We start from the raw sequence: 17,303 nt of genomic DNA, 5'->3' as shown, positions 1-17,303 counted from the left end.
ATGGCTAGTAAAACTAAACAAACACCAATGATGGAACAATATCAGCAAGTAAAAGATCAATACCCAGATGCTTTTGTTTTTTATCGTCTTGGTGATTTTTATGAAATGTTCAATGAAGATGCAGTAAAAGGTGCTCAAATTCTTGAACTTACATTAACTTCTAGAAGTAAGAATGCTGATAACCCAATCCCAATGTGTGGGGTACCACATAAGGCAGTTGAATCGTATATCGATACATTAATTGATAAGGGTTATAAAGTCGCAATTGTAGAACAAATGGAGGACCCTAAGTTGGCAAAGGGAATGGTCAAAAGAGCCGTTACTCAATTAGTCACTCCAGGTACTAGAACTACAATGGGCGCTGAAAATGCTAAGGATAATAACTACTTAACAGCAATTGAATATTCAGATGATGGTTATGGTTTTGCATATGCTGAACTATCTACAGGTGAATTAAAGACCACTGTTTTAAGCAATATGAACAGTGTTTTAAATGAATTAATGACCTTACAAACTAAGGAAGTAATCGTTAATCGGGAAATCCCTGAGAAAGATATCAAGCTAATTAATAAGGTTGGAATCTTGGTATCATATCAAGACGACATTAAAGAATTAGAAGATATGCAATATCTTTCAGAAGGATTAAGACAAGACCTAGAAAAGAAGGTCGTAAATAGATTAACTACTTACATTGTGGACACTCAAAAACGTAGTCTTTCTCACATGAAGGCAGCAGTTGCATACAAGCCAGCTGAATTCTTGAAGATGGACCACAATTCACAATACAACCTTGAATTAACCAAGAATCTTAGAACTAATAAGAAGTCTGGTAGTTTACTATGGCTTTTGGATGAAACTAAAACAGCGATGGGTGGTAGAAAATTACGCGAATGGATTGACCATCCACTGATTAATAAAGCATCTATTGAAAACCGTCAAAACCAAGTCGATGACTTATTGAATCATTACTACGAACGTAGTGAAATCACTGACATGTTGGTGAAGGTTTACGATCTAGAAAGACTTGCGGGAAAAGTTTCTTTTGGTTCAGTTAACGGACGTGACTTAGTTCAATTAAAGACATCACTTCAACAAATCCCAAAGATTAAATATATTTTGGGTGAAATGGATACAAAATCTTTTGATGAAATTAACAACGATTTAGATCCAGTCGATGAAGTGTCAGAATTGATTGACAAATCAATTACTGAAGAACCACCAATTTCTGTTACTGATGGTGGAGTTATTAAAGATGGCTATAACCAAATGTTGGATCAATACAGGGATGCAATGAACAACGGCAAACAATGGATTGCTGAACTAGAAAGTAAGGAACGTGAACTTACTGGTATCAATAATCTAAAGATTGGTTACAACCATGTTTTTGGTTACTACATCGAAGTATCAAAGGCCAACCTAAGCAAGTTGCCAGAAGATAGATATGAAAGAAAGCAAACTCTTACCAATGCTGAAAGATTCTCTACTCCTGAATTAAAGGAAAAAGAAAAGTTAATCATTGAAGCACAAGAAAAATCAAAGACACTTGAATATGAATTATTCAGTGAAGTCCGAGATGTTGTTAAGAGTGCAATTCAAAGATTACAAAAACTAGCCAATGCGGTATCTAGTTTGGATGTAATGCAAAGCTTTGCATCTATCTCAGATGAATACAGATTGGTTCGTCCAACATTAAATGAAGAACATAAGCTAGAAATTGTTGATGGTAGACATCCTGTGGTTGAAAAGGTTATGGGTCATCAATCATACGTTCCAAACGACGTGATTATGGATCCAGGCACTAACGTCTTATTAATAACTGGTCCTAATATGTCTGGTAAGAGTACTTACATGCGTCAATTGGCTTTAACAGTCATCATGGCTCAAATTGGTTGTTTCGTTCCTGCTAAGTCAGCCGAAATGCCGATTTTTGACCAAATCTTTACCAGAATTGGTGCTGCCGATGATTTGATTTCTGGTCAAAGTACCTTCATGGTTGAAATGAAGGAATCAAACGAAGCAATTCAAAATGCTACCGATAACAGTTTGATTCTATTCGATGAAATCGGTAGAGGGACAGCCACATACGATGGAATGGCGTTAGCTCAATCAATTATTGAATATGTTCATAACCACATCCATGCTAAGACACTATTTTCTACTCATTACCATGAATTGACTGAATTAGCCGATTCATTGGATGAACTACAAAACGTTCATGTTGGTGCGGTTGAAAAAAACGGTGAACTAGTTTTTCTACACAAGGTGAAGAAGGGTGCTGCCGATAAGTCATATGGTATTCACGTTGCTAAATTAGCTGGTTTACCAAATGAATTATTATCTAGAGCAGACGTCATTTTAAGTGACTTGGAAAATAACAATGAAAAGACTAATACTGACAATGTTGTCATGGCAGAAAAATCAAGTCCAGTCGTTGAAGACGAGAATGATGAACCAGAACAACAGCTATCATTGTTTGGGGATGTTAAAGAACCCCAAAAGAAAAAACGTAAGAGTGGCGAAGATAAGATTCTGAAAGCTCTTAAGGATTTAGACTTGATGTCTAAGACACCAATGGATATTATGAATGAAGTATATAAATGGAAACGCGAAATTGATAAATAAATGAGGTGATTAATCTTGCATAAAATACATGAGTTATCAACAATTCTTGCTGATCAAATTGCAGCCGGTGAAGTTGTTGAACGACCTGCTTCGGTTGTAAAAGAATTAGTTGAAAATTCAATTGATGCGCAAAGTACGCAAATTGATATCAATATTGAAGATGCAGGATTAAAGAAAGTTGAAATTATCGATGATGGAATTGGGATTAATCACGATGATGTCGAAATCGCCTTTAAACGTCATGCAACAAGTAAGATTAATAACCAAAGGGATCTCTTTAAAGTGCAATCTTTAGGATTCCGTGGTGAAGCATTGCCTTCGATTGCTTCAGTGTCAGATGTTCATTTAAAAACATCGACTGGTGATGAAGGAACTCAGATTCATATCAAGGGTGGCGAAATTAAAGAAATTAAACCAGCAGAAGCTAGAAGAGGTACAAGTATCTGTGTCGAGGACTTATTCTTCAATACGCCGGCCAGATTAAAATATATGAAGACTATCAAGACCGAACTAGCCAAGATTTCTGATATTGTTGATCGTTTAGCAATTGGTCATCCTGATATCGCATTTTCGTTGGTTCATAACCAAAGAGAAATCTTAAGAACATCAGGTAGAGGACAACTCCAACAGGTAATCGGTGACATTTATGGTGCCAAGAATCTTAAACGCATTATTAAGATTGAAAATGCTGATAATGACTTTAAGATTAGTGGTTTCGTAAGTTTACCTGAATTAACAAGGGCTTCTAGAAACTACGTCACCATCACTTTGAATGGTCGATACGTTAAAAACTATGCGTTATTTAAAGCAATCACCGATGGTTATGGTTCTAAGCTAATGGTTGGTCGTTATCCAATTGCTGTATTAAACATCGAGTTAGATCCGGTTTTAACTGATGTAAACGTTCATCCAACTAAGCAAACAGTTAGAATTAGTAAGGAAGAGCAGTTATGCAATTTGGTTGCCAAAACAATCTATGATACGATTTATCAAGAAAACCTAATTCCTGAAGTAATGACTAGGGACCGCGCTGTTCAGCCAAGATATACTACTGAACAGTTGCAAATGCAAATCAACCAATATTCGAAGACAAAGGAAAAACCAAAGAGTGAATCTTTAGTTAACGATTATGTTGAGCCCGTTTTACAACCTCAAGCAGAAGAGGAAGAAACAACACCTAAGGAAAACATTAAGAATTCTGATATTGATGCTATTTACATCAGTAATAAGGCACAATTAAATGATAAAGATGTACAAAGTTTTGCTCATCGCTATGAACACTCAGTAACTCCGTTTGGGGAAAGTGAAGTTAGTGATTATGAGGTATCAAATAATGATGATCAACCCCGTTTTCCTAATTTATTGTATATTGGTCAGCTTCATGGAACTTATTTAATCGCTGAATCAGATGATGGTATGTATATTGTCGATCAACATGCTGCCCAGGAAAGAATTAACTATGAACGATTGAGAACCGAGATAGGAGAGGTATCTAACAACCAACAAAATTTACTAGTGCCACTAGTTTTAGATTATCCTAATCGTGACGCGTTAATCATTCAGGAAAAATTGGGGATGCTAAAGGAAGTTGGCTTAAATGTTGAACCATTTGGTAATAACAGCTTTATAGTAAAGCAGCATCCAACTTGGATTGAAGAAGGTAATGAGGAAGAAACAATTCGAGAAATGATTGATTGGGTCATTAATCATAAGAATATCTCAGTAGCTTCCTTTAGAGCGCAAACAGCAATTATGATGAGCTGTAAGCAAGCAATTAAGGCTAACCACCATTTGGATAGAAAACAGGCCATTCATTTACTTGATGAATTAGCGACTGTTAACAATCCGTTTAACTGCCCTCATGGCAGACCTGTTTTGGTATCTTTTTCTAATACCGATATGGAAAAGATGTTCAAACGAATTCAAGACCCACATACTAATGACAATTTCATGTAATCGAGGATAGACTATGTTTGAATATTTAAAAGGAACTATCGAAGATGTCCAACCAGGATACATCGTAGTTGATGTAAATGGAGTTGGATACCTTGTATATACATCCAATCCGTATGTATATCAAGTGGATAATAAAAAACAAGTGAAGATTTTCATTCACCAAGCTGTGACTGATTCATCACAATTACTTTACGGATTCTCAAGTCGAGAATTAAAATCAATATTTGAGAAGTTACTAAACGTTTCAGGAATTGGTCCTAAGAGTGCGCTTGCGATTATTGCTGGAAATGATCCACAATCATTGTTAAATGCGATTAATACTGAAAACGTTACTTACTTAACTAAATTCCCAGGTGTAGGCCAAAAGACAGCTAAGCAAATTATTCTTGATTTGAAAGGCAAGTTAGATGACATAGCACCATCATTATTCGATGACTTTACTGCTGAAAGTCAACCGGCATCTGATGATAAGTCTGATAATCAAGCACTTGAAGATGCGCTGGAAGCACTAAGTGAATTGGGCTACTCAGCACGTGATATTAAGAAGGCTAGAAAGGCCTTAGAAGATATTGAAGTTACGTCAACTGAAGATTATTTAAGACAAGGTTTAAGTGCAGTAACTAAATTTTAAGGAGGAGTATTAAATGGATGATAACCGCATTATCTCAGGCGATATTGAAGGTAGAATTGAAGAAACATTTGAAAAATCACTCCGTCCACAATATTTATCAGAGTACATTGGTCAAGATGACTTAAAGAAAGAGTTGTCAGTGTACATCAAGGCTGCTAAGCAACGTGAAGAAACTTTAGACCACGTTCTATTATATGGTCCTCCTGGATTAGGTAAGACCACTTTAGCAATGGTGATCGCAAACGAAATGGAAGCAAACATCAAAACAACCAGTGGTCCAGCAATTGAAAAGACCGGTGATTTAGCAGCACTACTAAATGAATTACAACCTGGTGATATTTTATTTATTGATGAAATTCATCGTCTTCCTAAGACGGTTGAAGAAATGCTTTATTCAGCAATGGAAGACTTCAGTGTTGACATCGTTGTAGGTCAAGGCCCAACAGCGCATCCTGTCCATTTGCCATTGCCACCATTTACTTTGATTGGTGCAACTACCAGAGCTGGATTGCTATCAGCACCATTTAGAGATCGTTTTGGAATCGTTGAACACATGAAGTACTACAATACCGAAGATTTACAAGATATCGTTTTACGTTCAGCTGATATTTTCCATACTAAGATTTATGATCAAGGTGCACACGAAATTGCAAGACGTTCAAGAGGAACACCTAGAATTGCTAACCGTTTATTAAAACGAGTTCGTGACTTTGCTCAAGTATCAAACGATGGAAACGTTGATGTCGATATCGTTGATACTTCACTTAAGATGTTGGGTGTTGATAACGAAGGATTGGATGCAACTGATATTAAGCTGTTAAAGACCATGATTGAGTTTTACAATGGTGGTCCAGTCGGTGTATCAACACTTGCTGCTAATATTGGGGAAGAAGTGAATACAATTGAAGAAATGTACGAACCATATCTTCTTCAAATTGGTTATATTAAAAGAACAGCCAGGGGTAGAGTGGTAACCGATAATGGTTATCATCACCTTAATTATCCGATTAATCGTGATAATTAGGGACTGGACTATTAATGATAATTTTGATAAGATATATATTAAATTATGAGAGGTACGGTGAACTATAATGGGTAACTACAGTGGATTTATTATTTTAATCGTATTATTTGCGATTATGTATTTCTTGGTTATTAGACCACAAAAGAAACAACAACAAAAACACGCAGAAACATTAAAACAACTTCAAAAGGGTGACCACGTAACAACTATCGGTCGCTTACACGGTATTGTTGACGATATCAACGAAGAAGAAAAGACTGTTACTTTAGACTGTGACGGCATTTACTTAGTATTTGACCTAAACGCAATCGCAAAGGTAACTGATCGTGTTGCTGACGCTAAGTCAGATGACTCTGCAAAAGAAGCTAAAGAAGAAAAATAATAAGTTGAAAGAGACAGTTTTCAGCAGTGCTGAAGGTTGTCTCTTTTGTCTGTTAAGGCCTAAACAACATAAATGACCATATGATATAATTATATTATGAATTTATAGAAGGATATTAGGAGCGATTATGAGCAAAATGTTTAATTTTTTCAAATTATCAACGCAAAGTAAGATTGTCAAAGCCATTTGCGATTTTGATACAATTATTATCCATAGACACCAAAGACCAGATCCAGATGCATATGGTTCTCAAATGGGATTAGCAAACATCATCAAGGAATCTTTTCCAAGTAAGAAGGTTTACTGTGTTGGAAAGCAATATCAAAGTTTTGATTGGTTAGGAACAACCGACGAAATTGATGACGATGTATACAAGAATGCATTGGTTATTGTTGTTGATACCGCTAACCAACCACGGGTTGATGATGATAGATATACCCAAGGAAAGATGATGATTAAGATTGATCACCATCCAAATGATGACCAATTTGGAGACATTATGTGGGTAGAACCAGAAGCATCAAGTACATCTGAATTAATCTATGATTTGTTTGAATCCTCAAAGAAGTTAAAGATTAACGCAAATGCTGGTCGCTTATTATACGCTGGTATTGTTGGTGACACTGGTCGTTTCAAATATCCATCTACTTCATCAAACACATTTAGGGTGGCATCAGAATTGGCTAAGTTAGACTTCTCGACTAGTGAAGTTAATACAATTGAATCATCAATTGACTTACCAATGGCTAGACTATCCGCATATGTATATGAAAATCTAAGTATTACCGATAGCGGAGCCGCTTATATCGTATTAAGCGATGAAGTTTTGGAACCATTCAATTTGGGCAATGAAAGAACTTCAGCCGTTGTGCCACTTCCTGGCAATATCAATCAAGTAACCGCTTGGGCTATCTTTATTCAAAAAGAAGATGGCACATACAAGATTAGCTTAAGATCCAAAGGACCAGCTATTAATGAATTAGCCAAGGAATTTGGCGGTGGTGGTCATGATTTGGCAAGTGGTGCCGCTGCTAGAGACGAAGACGAAATCAAGTCGGTAATTAGTAAATTAGACGAATTAGTCGCTAGTTACAAAGGAGAATAATAAATGCCAAGTACATTTAAGCAATATAATTTAAAGCCATTCATCATGGATGCTTTAGATGAATTAAACTTTAGAGAACCAACCGCTATTCAGGAAAAAATTATTCCTGAAATCCGTAAGGGTAGAAGCGTTGTTGGTCAATCAGCCACTGGTAGTGGTAAGACTCATGCGTTCTTGTTACCAATTTTTGATAAATTAGACGTTGATACCTTGGAAGTCCAAGCTGTTATTACCACTCCAAGTCGTGAATTAGCTTACCAAATTTACAATAATGCTAAGCAACTAGCTAAGCATTCAGACAAGACCATTCATATCGCTAACTACGTTGGTGGTACTGATAAGGTTAGACAAATTGAAAAGCTAAAGAATGAACAACCACAAATCGTTATTGGAACTCCAGGACGTATTTCTGATTTAATCAAAGGCCAACATCTACAAGTTCATACAGCTACTCAACTAGTAATTGACGAAGCTGATATGACCTTAGACCTTGGTTTCTTAAACGACATCGACAACATCGCTGCAAGCTTTGGTAAGGATGTTCAAATGATGGTGTTCTCAGCAACCATTCCACAAAAATTGAAACCATTTTTAAAGAAGTACCTTGAAAATCCATATGTTGAAAATATTCCAAACAGAACCGTTATTAGTCCAACAATTGATAACTGGTTAATTTCAACTAAGGGTCAGAACAAGAACGACTTAATTTACAAGTTAATCACCATGGGGGAACCATACCTCGTCTTAATTTTTGCAAACACTAGAAAACGTGTTGAAGAAATTTACGAATTCTTACGTAACCAAGGATTAAAGGTCGGAATCGTTTCTGGTGATTTAACACCTCGTGAACGTAAGAGAACTATGAAACAAATTCAAAATCTTGAATTCCAATACGTTGTAGCTACTGATTTAGCTGCTCGTGGAATTGATATTGAAGGGGTTTCTGACGTTATTAACGATGATATTCCAGAAGACTTGGAATACTTCATTCACCGTGTTGGAAGAACTGGTAGAAATAACATGCCTGGAACTGCGGTTACTCTTTACTCTCCTGATGAGGAAGATGAAATTGACGCATTAGAAAAGATGGGCATTTCATTTAAGCCGAAGGTTATTCGTGGTGGCCGTGTTGAAGACACTTACGATCGTAACCGTAGAAAGTCACACCGTCGTGGTCATGACAAGCTAGAACCAACCATGATTGGTATGATTAAAAAGAAGAAGAGAAACGTTAAGCCTGGTTACAAGAACAAGATTAAACAAGAGCTTAAGCGAAACGATGAAATGAATCGTCGTATCCAACAAAGAGAAGAAGGACGTCGTAAGAGAAAGTCCAAGAAGAACAGTTCACAACGTTATAGATAACGTTTGACACCGGTTTTAATAAACCATATAATTTAGATATAGATTAGAGAACATGCTTGTATAATTTCATTTTAAGAGACATCTTGGTCGGTGAAAAAGATGATTGGGTTTATCAAGTGCTATCTCGAGTAATAATTAAATCGCTTTCTCAGCGTTATTGAGACTTAAAGAGGTATACGAAAAACATCGTTGCAAGTAAAGTGGTACCGCGCATATAGCGTCTTTACTAGCAACGGTGTTTTTGTGCTTATTGGAGGGGATTTCTATGAAAAAATTAGATAGTAGTCAAATTCGTGCTATGTATTTGGAATTTTTCAAACAACGTGGTCACACAATTGAACCAAGTGCTTCATTAGTACCAAAGGACGATCCATCACTTCTATGGATTAACTCTGGTGTTGCCACAATGAAGAAATACTTTGACGGTAGTGTTGTTCCAAAGAACCACCGTTTAACTAGTTCACAAAAGAGTATTAGAACTAACGATATCGAAAATGTTGGTAAGACAGCTCGTCACCACACATTATTCGAAATGTTAGGTAACTTCTCAGTTGGTGATTACTTCAAGAAAGAAGCAATTACATGGGCTTTTGAATTACTAACTTCACCAGAATGGTTTGGTTGGGACAAAGAAAAGCTATACATGACTGTATATCCTGAAGATACTGATGCTAAGAAATTCTGGCAAGAAGCAGGTGTTGCTGCTGACCACTTAATCGACATGGATGATAACTTCTGGGATATTGGTCAAGGTCCTTCAGGTCCAGATACTGAAATCTTCTACGACCGTGGAGAAAAATACGATAATTTAGCTCCAGATGATCCAGAAAACTACCCTGGTGGGGAAAACGAAAGATATCTTGAAGTTTGGAACATTGTGTTCTCACAATTTAACCACAAACCTGATGATACTTACGAACCACTTCCAAGAAAGAACATTGATACGGGAATGGGATTAGAACGTGTTGTTTCAATTTTTGAAGATGCACCAACTAACTTTGAGACCGATTTATTTATGCCAATCATTGAAAAGACTCAATCACTAAGTGATGGTAAGAAGTATGGTGAAAATGCGCAAGACGATATTGACTTTAAGATTATCGCCGACCATGCTCGTGCAATTACTTTTGCTATCGGTGACGGTGCTCTTCCATCAAATGTAGGTAGAGGATACGTTATCAGACGTCTAATTAGACGTGCCATTGTTTCTGGTCACCGTTTAGGCATCAAGGATGACTTCTTATACCAATTAGTTCCAGTTGTTGGTGAAATCATGAAGTCATACTACCCAGAGGTATTGGAACAAAAGGATTACCTAGAAAAGGTTATTCATTCTGAAGAAAAACGTTTCAATGAAACACTAGCTGATGGTTTACAACTTCTTGGTGAATTGATGGACAACTTGAAGAAGACTAACCAAAAGACTGTTGAAGGAAAAGATGCATTTAAGCTATACGATACTTACGGTTTCCCATTAGAAATGACTAAGGAATACCTAGAAGATGCTGGATTCGCAGTTGATGAAACTGGTTTTAAGGCAGAAATGCAAAAGCAAAAAGAACGTGCTAGAAATGCCCGTGGAAACGACAAGTCAATGGGTGTTCAACGTGATCTATTAATCGACATTAAGACACCAAGTGAATACGTTGGATACTCACAACTAGAAGTTGAAGACGCCAAATTACTTGATATTATTGTTGATGAAAAACTAGTTGACCGAGCAAGCGCTGGAGAAGCTGAAGTTATCTTTGATAAGACTCCTTTCTACGCTGAAATGGGTGGTCAAGTTGCTGACCAAGGTACCATTGTTGATGAAGATGGTAACCTATGTGCAAAGGTTAATGACGTCCAACATGCACCAAATGGTCAAAACTTACACAATGTTGAAGTAATTACTAGTCTTTCAAAAGACCACCAATACAAACTAAGTGTTGATCGTAAGTTCCATGCATTGGTTGAACACAACCATACTGCAACCCACTTATTGGACCAATCATTGAGAAATGTTTTAGGTGACCATACTCAACAAGCCGGTTCATTAGTTGAACCAAACTACTTGAGATTTGACTTCACTCACTTCGGTTCAGTTACTAAGGAAGACCTACAAAAGGTTGAAGACTTAGTTAACGAAGAAATCTTTAAGGCAGAACCTGTTACTACTATTGAAACAGATCAAGAAACTGGTAAGAAGATGGGTGCCATCGCCTTATTCGACAGCAAATACGGTGATAAGGTTAGAGTTGTTAGTGCCGGTGATTACTCAGTTGAATTCTGTGGTGGTAATCACGTAAGTAACACTAGTCAAATTGGACTATTCAAGATTATTTCAGAATCAGGTGTTGGTGCTGGTGTTAGAAGAATTGAAGCCGTAACTTCAAAGGCTGCTTTTGATTACCTAAACAACGAAGAAGCACTTTTAAAGCAAGTTGCTGATCAAGTTAAGACTATTCAAGTTAAAGAAGTTCCTAACAAGGTTGCTCAATTACAAGAACAAATTAAAGACTTACAACAAAAACAAGACAAGTTAGAATCAAAGATTGCTAGCCAACAAGCTAACTCAGTTTTCGATGATGTTAAAGATGTTAATGGAAACAAGATTATCACTGGTGTATTAAATGTTTCTGGAATGGATCAATTAAGACAACTTGCTGATACTTGGAGAAACAAAAAACTATCAGACGTATTGGTACTTGGAACTCAAAGTGGAGAAAAAGCTAACTTAATAGTTGCTGTTAGTGACGAAAAAGTTAAAGATGGCATGAAGGCTGGAGACATTATTAAGTCAATTTCTAAAGAAATTAATGGTGGCGGTGGTGGCCGTCCAAATATGGCTCAAGCCGGTGGTTCAAAGCCTGAAGGATTACCTAAGGCAATGGAAGCAGCAGTGTCATGGTTAGAAAACTTTTAAAAATAATTAATATTTAAGTTTTATTTTGTTTCAAGTAGAATTATAATAAACCTACATCATAGACTTAGAGGTGTTATAAATGAGTGCTTCAGATAAGACAATGTATTTTGACTTAAGCAATAATACTCCAAAGAATGTTCATGATACGCTTTTAATCGTGTTCAAGGCATTGGAGGAAAAGGGATACGATCCATACAACCAAATTGTCGGATATTTAATTTCAGGAGATCCTGCATATATTCCTCGATTTAATGATGCTCGTAATTTAATTCGTCGATACGAGAGAGACGAGATTATTGAAGAGTTGGTTCGTTTTTACTTGGACAAGAATAATGATCGTGAGGAAAACTAATATATGAGATTAATGGGGATGGATGTCGGATCTAAGACAGTTGGGATTTCTGTTAGTGATTTGTTGGGATGGACAGCACAAGGTGTTGAAATCATTCCAATTAACGAAGACGAAGAACAATTTGGATTAGATCGGGTAGCCGAATTAGTCGAAAAATATGAAATTACGGGGTTTGTTCTAGGGTTACCTAAGAACATGAATAATACCTCAGGACCTAGGGTTGAAGCTTCAAAACGATATGGTGAAATGTTAAAAGAAAAGTTTAACTTGCCAGTCGACTTTGTTGACGAACGATTAACAACTGTTGAAGCCGAAAGAATGCTTATTGAAAAAGCGGACACTTCTAGAGAAAAACGTAAAAAAGTTATCGATAAAATTGCCTCCGAATTGATTTTACAAACCTATTTGGATGGTAAAGGTAAACTAACAAGATAAAGAAAGGAGGGCTTAGTAATGGACAACAACGAAGAAGAACAACAACAAATTTCATTAGTTGACGAAAAGGGAAACGAAGAATTATACGACGTTTTATTTACTTTCGAATCTGATGATTTTGGTAAATCATACATCTTACTTTACCCAGCCGGTAAAGCAGATGATGAAGAAGTTAACATTGAAGCATATGCCTTACCAGAAGGCGATGATCCAATGGACCCACAAGGTGGAGATTTACAATTAATCGAAACTGATGAAGAATGGGAAATGGTTGAATCAGTGCTAAACACTTTATTAGATACCGATGACGGTGACGATGAAGAAGAATAAACAATAACTAAAAAGATGCCGTAACGGCGTCTTTTTTTGTGTTCTTTACTGGTTATAATCTGCCTTTTCATGCTAAAATAGTGATGAAGTTAATGGAGGTTTATCGAAAATGAACGACACGAATCAACGCTTTAAAGCTAGTATTGGAAAAAAGAATTACACATTTGTAGGGAAGAGTTCCGCAGACCACATGAAGACAGTGACTGAATTAATGAATCGTCAATTGGTTCAATTAAAAGAAATGTCACCAGATATTAATGACGAAGATGCAGCTATTTTATTGGCTTTTAACGCATTTTCAGAACAAATTAAGTTACAAGAAAAATTAAATGAATTAACCGAAAATAACGAAGAAGAAGGAAACATGAACTAATGCTTTTTAATATTATTATCTTTTTACTGCTTATCTATGGAGCATACGATGGGTATCACCGTGGATTAGCGCAAGAAATATTACGTGTTGTTGGTTTTTTGTTTAGCTTATTTGTTTCGCTATACTTTGCTAGAGATTTGAGCCAAGCTATCTTTGCAAACAGTAGTTTGATAAATGATCAAATCCTATGTAACAGTATCAGCTTCTTCATTATTTTCTTAATTTCTGGAATTTTTGTGCGTATTATTATCTCAATCGTAGATAAGATTACACACATTCCAGTAATTCATCAACTTAATGCATTAGGTGGAACCGTTATTGGATTGATTATCGCTTATGTATCAATTCTATTTATTTTAAACGTGATTTCTGTTCTACCAAGTAATCAAATAACTAAACAATATCATCAGTCATCAGTTGCTGAGTTTATTGTTCATAAAACACCAATTATTTCACACGATTTATATGAAAAATGGCTAAGATAAGGTGATTAAATAAATGAATGAAAAAGTTCTATCGACTTTAGAATATGAAAAAGTTAAAAGCTCAATTGAGCAATATTTAACAACGAGAAACGGGAAAAAGGAGCTAGCTGCACTATCACCGGTAGATAATCCTAACACTATTAATATGTGGCTTGATGAAACTGATGATGGGGCGCATATTTTACGTTTAGATAAAGAAATTTCTATTCCCAAGCTTGATGATGTTACTCCATACATGAAGCGTTTAAAAATCGACGCCTCATTGAATGGTAGTGAATTATCAAAGATAAATAAGATTTTAAAGACATCTAACTATCTAGTTAGATTTTTTAATAACCTAAGAGACGATGAAGTATCATTGAATCGTTTATATAAACTAATCAATGACATTCAGGCAGTCCCAAACATTTCACAACGACTATCCGATTCAATTGACGACGATGGCAGATTATTAAATACTGCCTCAAAGGAATTGAATGCAATCAGACGTCGAATGGATGTTATTAAGGGTGAAGTGCGTTCAATTATGAATCAATTCACTCAAAAGCACAGTAAAGATTTAACTGAACCAATCGTAACAATTAGAGAAGATCGAATGGTGTTACCAGTTAAAGCTGAAAATAAAAATAAGTTTGGTGGAATTGTGCATGATCGCAGTTCTTCTGGCCAAACATTGTACATTGAACCAGCGTCAACTGTTGGTTTGAATACAGAACTTCGTCAAAAACAAATTGAAGAACGTCATGAAGAAAGACGTATCTTAATCGAATTATCTGATTTGATTCGTCCTTATCAAACTGAAATCATCAATAACTCTAAGATATTAGGACACTTGGATTTGATTAATGCCAAGGCCAAATATGCGAGAGATTTAAAGGCAACCAGACCAGTTGTATCGAACGAAAATCATGTTAACTTAAAGCAAGCTAGACATCCTTTAATTGATATGAATAAGGTTGTTGCAAATGATTTATACATTGGCAAAGATAACAAGGCAATTATTATTACCGGTCCTAATACCGGTGGTAAGACCATCACTATCAAGACATTAGGATTACTTCAATTGATGGCACAATCTGGTTTGTTTGTGACAGCCAACGAAGGTTCATCTGTTGCGGTATTTGACAATGTCTTCGCTGATATTGGTGACGAACAATCAATCGAACAAAACCTAAGTACATTCTCATCACATATGGATAATATCGTTGATATTCTAAATGGAATTACCAAGAAGAGTTTGGTCATTCTTGATGAATTGGGTGCTGGAACTGATCCTAAGGAAGGTTCTGCTTTAGCCATCGCCATTCTAGACAAGATTGCCGAAAAAGATTGTGATGTTGTTGCTACAACTCACTATCCTGAATTGAAGGTATATGCATACAACCGTCCACAAACGATTAACGCATCTATGGAATTCGATAGTGAAACCCTTAAACCTACTTATCATTTAATGATGGGGGTTCCTGGTCAAAGTAATGGTTTAAACATTGCATCCAGACTTGGTTTGGATGAATCAATCATTACAGAAGCTAGATCATTGGTTGACCAAGACAGCCAAGATTTAAACACAATGATTGTTGAATTAACTGAACAAACTAAACGTGCTCGAGTTGAAGCCGATGAACTAAAGGTTCAATTGGATGATGCTACCAAGTTACATGAAGACTTGAGTGAAGAATACGCTAAGTATAAGAACCAAAAGGATCGATTGGTGCTTGCTGCTAAGCAACAAGCAAATGAAATTGCTGAAGCTGCTAAGAAAAAAGCGGATGCCATTATCAAGGATCTTCATGAAAAGCAACGTAAAGTGGGCCAAGTTACCATCAAGGAAAATGAATTAATTGATGCTCAAGGTCAATTGAACTCACTACGTCATGACGTTAATCTGGTTAATAACCGTGTATTAAAGAAGGCGAAAGCTAAACACGACTTTCATAAGGGTGACGACGTTATAGTTAAGTCATATGGACAACGTGGTGTGTTGGTTAAGAAATTAGATGATAATGAATGGGAAGTTCAATTAGGAATTCTTAAGATGAGAATTGCTGAAGGTGACCTTGAAAAAATCAAAGTTGATAATGATGAACAAAGATTTAATGCCAAGGTTAAAAGAACTGCTTCCAAACGCGTGTCAGCTAAGCTGGATTTACGTGGTCATCGATATGAAGAAGCAATGCATGAAGTTGATCAATACTTGGATTCTGCCGTACTTGCAGGGTATCCTTCTGTCACAATTATTCACGGAAAAGGGACCGGAGCACTTAGACAAGGTGTCACAGATATGCTTTCCAGCGATAGACGAGTTGACTCCTTTAATTATTCACCAGCAAATGCTGGAGGAGACGGTTCCACAGTGGTAAAATTGAAATAGAAAATTAAATCGCATAAGACTTATTCTTTGCATTTAATTACTAAACAGTCTAAACTTACTTTCAGTAAGAAAAATAAGGAGGCTATTAATATGGTTTCAGAAACAACAGATAAGACATTTGAAAAAGATACTGCCGAAGGTGTTACTTTAACTGATTTTTGGGCAACTTGGTGTGGTCCCTGCCGTATGCAATCACCAGTTGTAGACCAATTATCTGAAGAAATGGGTGACAAGGTAACATTTAATAAGATGGATGTTGACCAAAACCCAGAAACACCACAAAAATTTGGTATTATGAGTATTCCTACTTTATTAGTAAAGAAGGATGGCGAAGTTGTAGATAGCATCGTGGGTTACCACAGCAAAGAACAACTTGCTAAAATCTTAAACCAATACCTATAAAACAATAAAAAAAGAACGTTTAGCTAATGCTAAGCGTTCTTTTTATTATTGTTTTAAATCAAATTCTTTAACGGAATCCTCAATTACTGGAGCTGGATGCTTTGGATCCATATGTACTCTAATAAGGACGGTTCCATTTTTTTCTTCTTTAGGATTCATTTCAGCTTCAGAAATTACTCCGAATTGTTGTTGAGCAATTTGAGCTAAGAAACCGGATTCGAACATGAAGTCGGCATCTGGATTGGCTTCGATTCTTTTAGCAACGATATCTCCGCTCAATGTCCATTTGATTTCATGCTTGTTTTCAGAAGAAACGGATAAGTCACCTAAACCTGATTGTTTGAAAAATAGGACAGTATCCAAAGCGTCTTTTAATGGGAATTTTCTGGCAATCTTTTTACCAGCCCAATACATAATGCTATGGGTATCATTTCCCAATAAATCGTTTAATAATACATCTCTTAATAATTCTTGGCCCCAGAGAGGACGAGTAGAATCAGTATCAATTATTTTATTGTAAAGATTATTGTTATCCATACTTGTTAACCTCAATTCCTTATAT

At 36.2% G+C, this 17,303-nt stretch carries 16 protein-coding genes; 15 read left to right on the top strand and 1 reads right to left on the bottom strand.

The genetic code is table 11. The features are described from left to right. From mutS to trxA, 15 genes are all read left to right on the top strand, one after another. Nucleotides 1-2,622: a DNA mismatch repair protein MutS gene (gene mutS / locus FD688_RS03005; RefSeq protein WP_138741734.1), complete on the top strand. Its 2,622-nt coding sequence runs from the start codon at nucleotides 1-3 to the stop codon at nucleotides 2,620-2,622. 15 nt (nucleotides 2,623-2,637) lie between these two features. Further along, entirely contained in the window at nucleotides 2,638-4,578 is a 1,941-nt protein-coding gene (gene mutL / locus FD688_RS03000; protein WP_138741733.1) for a DNA mismatch repair endonuclease MutL, read from the top strand. Between the two features lie 13 nt (nucleotides 4,579-4,591). After that, entirely contained in the window at nucleotides 4,592-5,209 is a 618-nt protein-coding gene (ruvA, locus tag FD688_RS02995) for a Holliday junction branch migration protein RuvA (protein WP_138741732.1), read from the top strand. 13 nt (nucleotides 5,210-5,222) lie between these two features. Beyond that, nucleotides 5,223-6,233: a Holliday junction branch migration DNA helicase RuvB gene (ruvB, locus tag FD688_RS02990; protein WP_138741731.1), complete on the top strand. Its 1,011-nt coding sequence runs from the start codon at nucleotides 5,223-5,225 to the stop codon at nucleotides 6,231-6,233. Nucleotides 6,234-6,300: 67 nt separating this feature from the next. Then, entirely contained in the window at nucleotides 6,301-6,615 is a 315-nt protein-coding gene (gene yajC, locus FD688_RS02985; RefSeq protein WP_080695532.1) for a preprotein translocase subunit YajC, read from the top strand. A gap of 136 nt (nucleotides 6,616-6,751) precedes the next feature. Continuing rightward, on the top strand, nucleotides 6,752-7,720 hold the full coding sequence (locus FD688_RS02980) for a DHH family phosphoesterase (protein WP_138741730.1): 969 nt from the start codon (nucleotides 6,752-6,754) through the stop codon (nucleotides 7,718-7,720). A gap of 3 nt (nucleotides 7,721-7,723) precedes the next feature. Further along, a complete protein-coding gene (locus FD688_RS02975; protein WP_138741729.1) occupies nucleotides 7,724-9,085 on the top strand; it encodes a DEAD/DEAH box helicase in 1,362 nt (453 codons plus the stop codon). Nucleotides 9,086-9,350: 265 nt separating this feature from the next. After that, the gene (gene alaS / locus FD688_RS02970; RefSeq protein WP_138741728.1) at nucleotides 9,351-11,993 is read left to right on the top strand and encodes an alanine--tRNA ligase; all 2,643 of its coding nucleotides are present in this window, start codon (nucleotides 9,351-9,353) and stop codon (nucleotides 11,991-11,993) included. Between the two features lie 79 nt (nucleotides 11,994-12,072). Next, a complete protein-coding gene (locus FD688_RS02965) occupies nucleotides 12,073-12,345 on the top strand; it encodes an IreB family regulatory phosphoprotein (protein WP_034532160.1) in 273 nt (90 codons plus the stop codon). 3 nt (nucleotides 12,346-12,348) lie between these two features. Then, the gene (ruvX, locus tag FD688_RS02960) at nucleotides 12,349-12,780 is read left to right on the top strand and encodes a Holliday junction resolvase RuvX (protein ID WP_034532162.1); all 432 of its coding nucleotides are present in this window, start codon (nucleotides 12,349-12,351) and stop codon (nucleotides 12,778-12,780) included. A gap of 18 nt (nucleotides 12,781-12,798) precedes the next feature. Beyond that, nucleotides 12,799-13,110 carry a DUF1292 domain-containing protein gene (locus FD688_RS02955; RefSeq protein WP_138726931.1) on the top strand — a complete coding sequence of 104 codons (312 nt, stop codon included), beginning with the start codon at nucleotides 12,799-12,801 and terminating at the stop codon, nucleotides 13,108-13,110. A 109-nt stretch (nucleotides 13,111-13,219) separates the two neighbouring features. Continuing rightward, nucleotides 13,220-13,483, top strand: coding sequence for a cell division protein ZapA (gene zapA, locus FD688_RS02950; protein ID WP_034532166.1), 264 nt, complete (start codon nucleotides 13,220-13,222; stop codon nucleotides 13,481-13,483). Further along, nucleotides 13,483-13,968 (top strand): CvpA family protein, encoded by a 486-nt coding sequence (locus FD688_RS02945; RefSeq protein WP_034534301.1) that lies wholly within the window; start codon nucleotides 13,483-13,485, stop codon nucleotides 13,966-13,968. The genes zapA and FD688_RS02945 overlap by 1 nt, the downstream gene beginning before the upstream one ends. 13 nt (nucleotides 13,969-13,981) lie before the next feature. Beyond that, complete coding sequence (locus tag FD688_RS02940) at nucleotides 13,982-16,339, top strand: endonuclease MutS2 (RefSeq protein WP_138741727.1); 2,358 nt, start codon at nucleotides 13,982-13,984, stop codon at nucleotides 16,337-16,339. Between the two features lie 84 nt (nucleotides 16,340-16,423). After that, nucleotides 16,424-16,741, top strand: a complete 318-nt coding sequence (gene trxA, locus FD688_RS02935) for a thioredoxin (protein ID WP_272946541.1) — start codon at nucleotides 16,424-16,426, stop codon at nucleotides 16,739-16,741. A gap of 45 nt (nucleotides 16,742-16,786) precedes the next feature. On the opposite strand, the gene FD688_RS02930 is transcribed toward trxA, so the two are convergent. Continuing rightward, nucleotides 16,787-17,278: a YslB family protein gene (locus FD688_RS02930; RefSeq protein ID WP_138741726.1), complete on the bottom strand. Its 492-nt coding sequence runs from the start codon at nucleotides 17,276-17,278 to the stop codon at nucleotides 16,787-16,789. Nucleotides 17,279-17,303: the final 25 nt, after the last annotated feature.

Origin of the sequence: Apilactobacillus kunkeei, from assembly GCF_005930975.1 — a bacterium.
Lineage (GTDB): Bacteria > Bacillota > Bacilli > Lactobacillales > Lactobacillaceae > Apilactobacillus > Apilactobacillus kunkeei_E.
This window is presented reverse-complemented; position numbering and strand designations above follow the sequence as displayed.

Coding starts and splice junctions, on each gene's coding strand:
- mutS (WP_138741734.1), top strand. CDS start 1: ATGGCTAGTAAAACTAAACAAACACCAATGATGGAACAATATCAGCAA.
- ruvA (WP_138741732.1), top strand. CDS start 4,592: ATGTTTGAATATTTAAAAGGAACTATCGAAGATGTCCAACCAGGATAC.
- ruvB (WP_138741731.1), top strand. CDS start 5,223: ATGGATGATAACCGCATTATCTCAGGCGATATTGAAGGTAGAATTGAA.
- yajC (WP_080695532.1), top strand. CDS start 6,301: ATGGGTAACTACAGTGGATTTATTATTTTAATCGTATTATTTGCGATT.
- FD688_RS02980 (WP_138741730.1), top strand. CDS start 6,752: ATGTTTAATTTTTTCAAATTATCAACGCAAAGTAAGATTGTCAAAGCC.
- FD688_RS02975 (WP_138741729.1), top strand. CDS start 7,724: ATGCCAAGTACATTTAAGCAATATAATTTAAAGCCATTCATCATGGAT.
- alaS (WP_138741728.1), top strand. CDS start 9,351: ATGAAAAAATTAGATAGTAGTCAAATTCGTGCTATGTATTTGGAATTT.
- FD688_RS02965 (WP_034532160.1), top strand. CDS start 12,073: ATGAGTGCTTCAGATAAGACAATGTATTTTGACTTAAGCAATAATACT.
- ruvX (WP_034532162.1), top strand. CDS start 12,349: ATGAGATTAATGGGGATGGATGTCGGATCTAAGACAGTTGGGATTTCT.
- FD688_RS02955 (WP_138726931.1), top strand. CDS start 12,799: ATGGACAACAACGAAGAAGAACAACAACAAATTTCATTAGTTGACGAA.
- zapA (WP_034532166.1), top strand. CDS start 13,220: ATGAACGACACGAATCAACGCTTTAAAGCTAGTATTGGAAAAAAGAAT.
- FD688_RS02945 (WP_034534301.1), top strand. CDS start 13,483: ATGCTTTTTAATATTATTATCTTTTTACTGCTTATCTATGGAGCATAC.
- FD688_RS02940 (WP_138741727.1), top strand. CDS start 13,982: ATGAATGAAAAAGTTCTATCGACTTTAGAATATGAAAAAGTTAAAAGC.
- FD688_RS02930 (WP_138741726.1), bottom strand. CDS start 17,278: ATGGATAACAATAATCTTTACAATAAAATAATTGATACTGATTCTACT.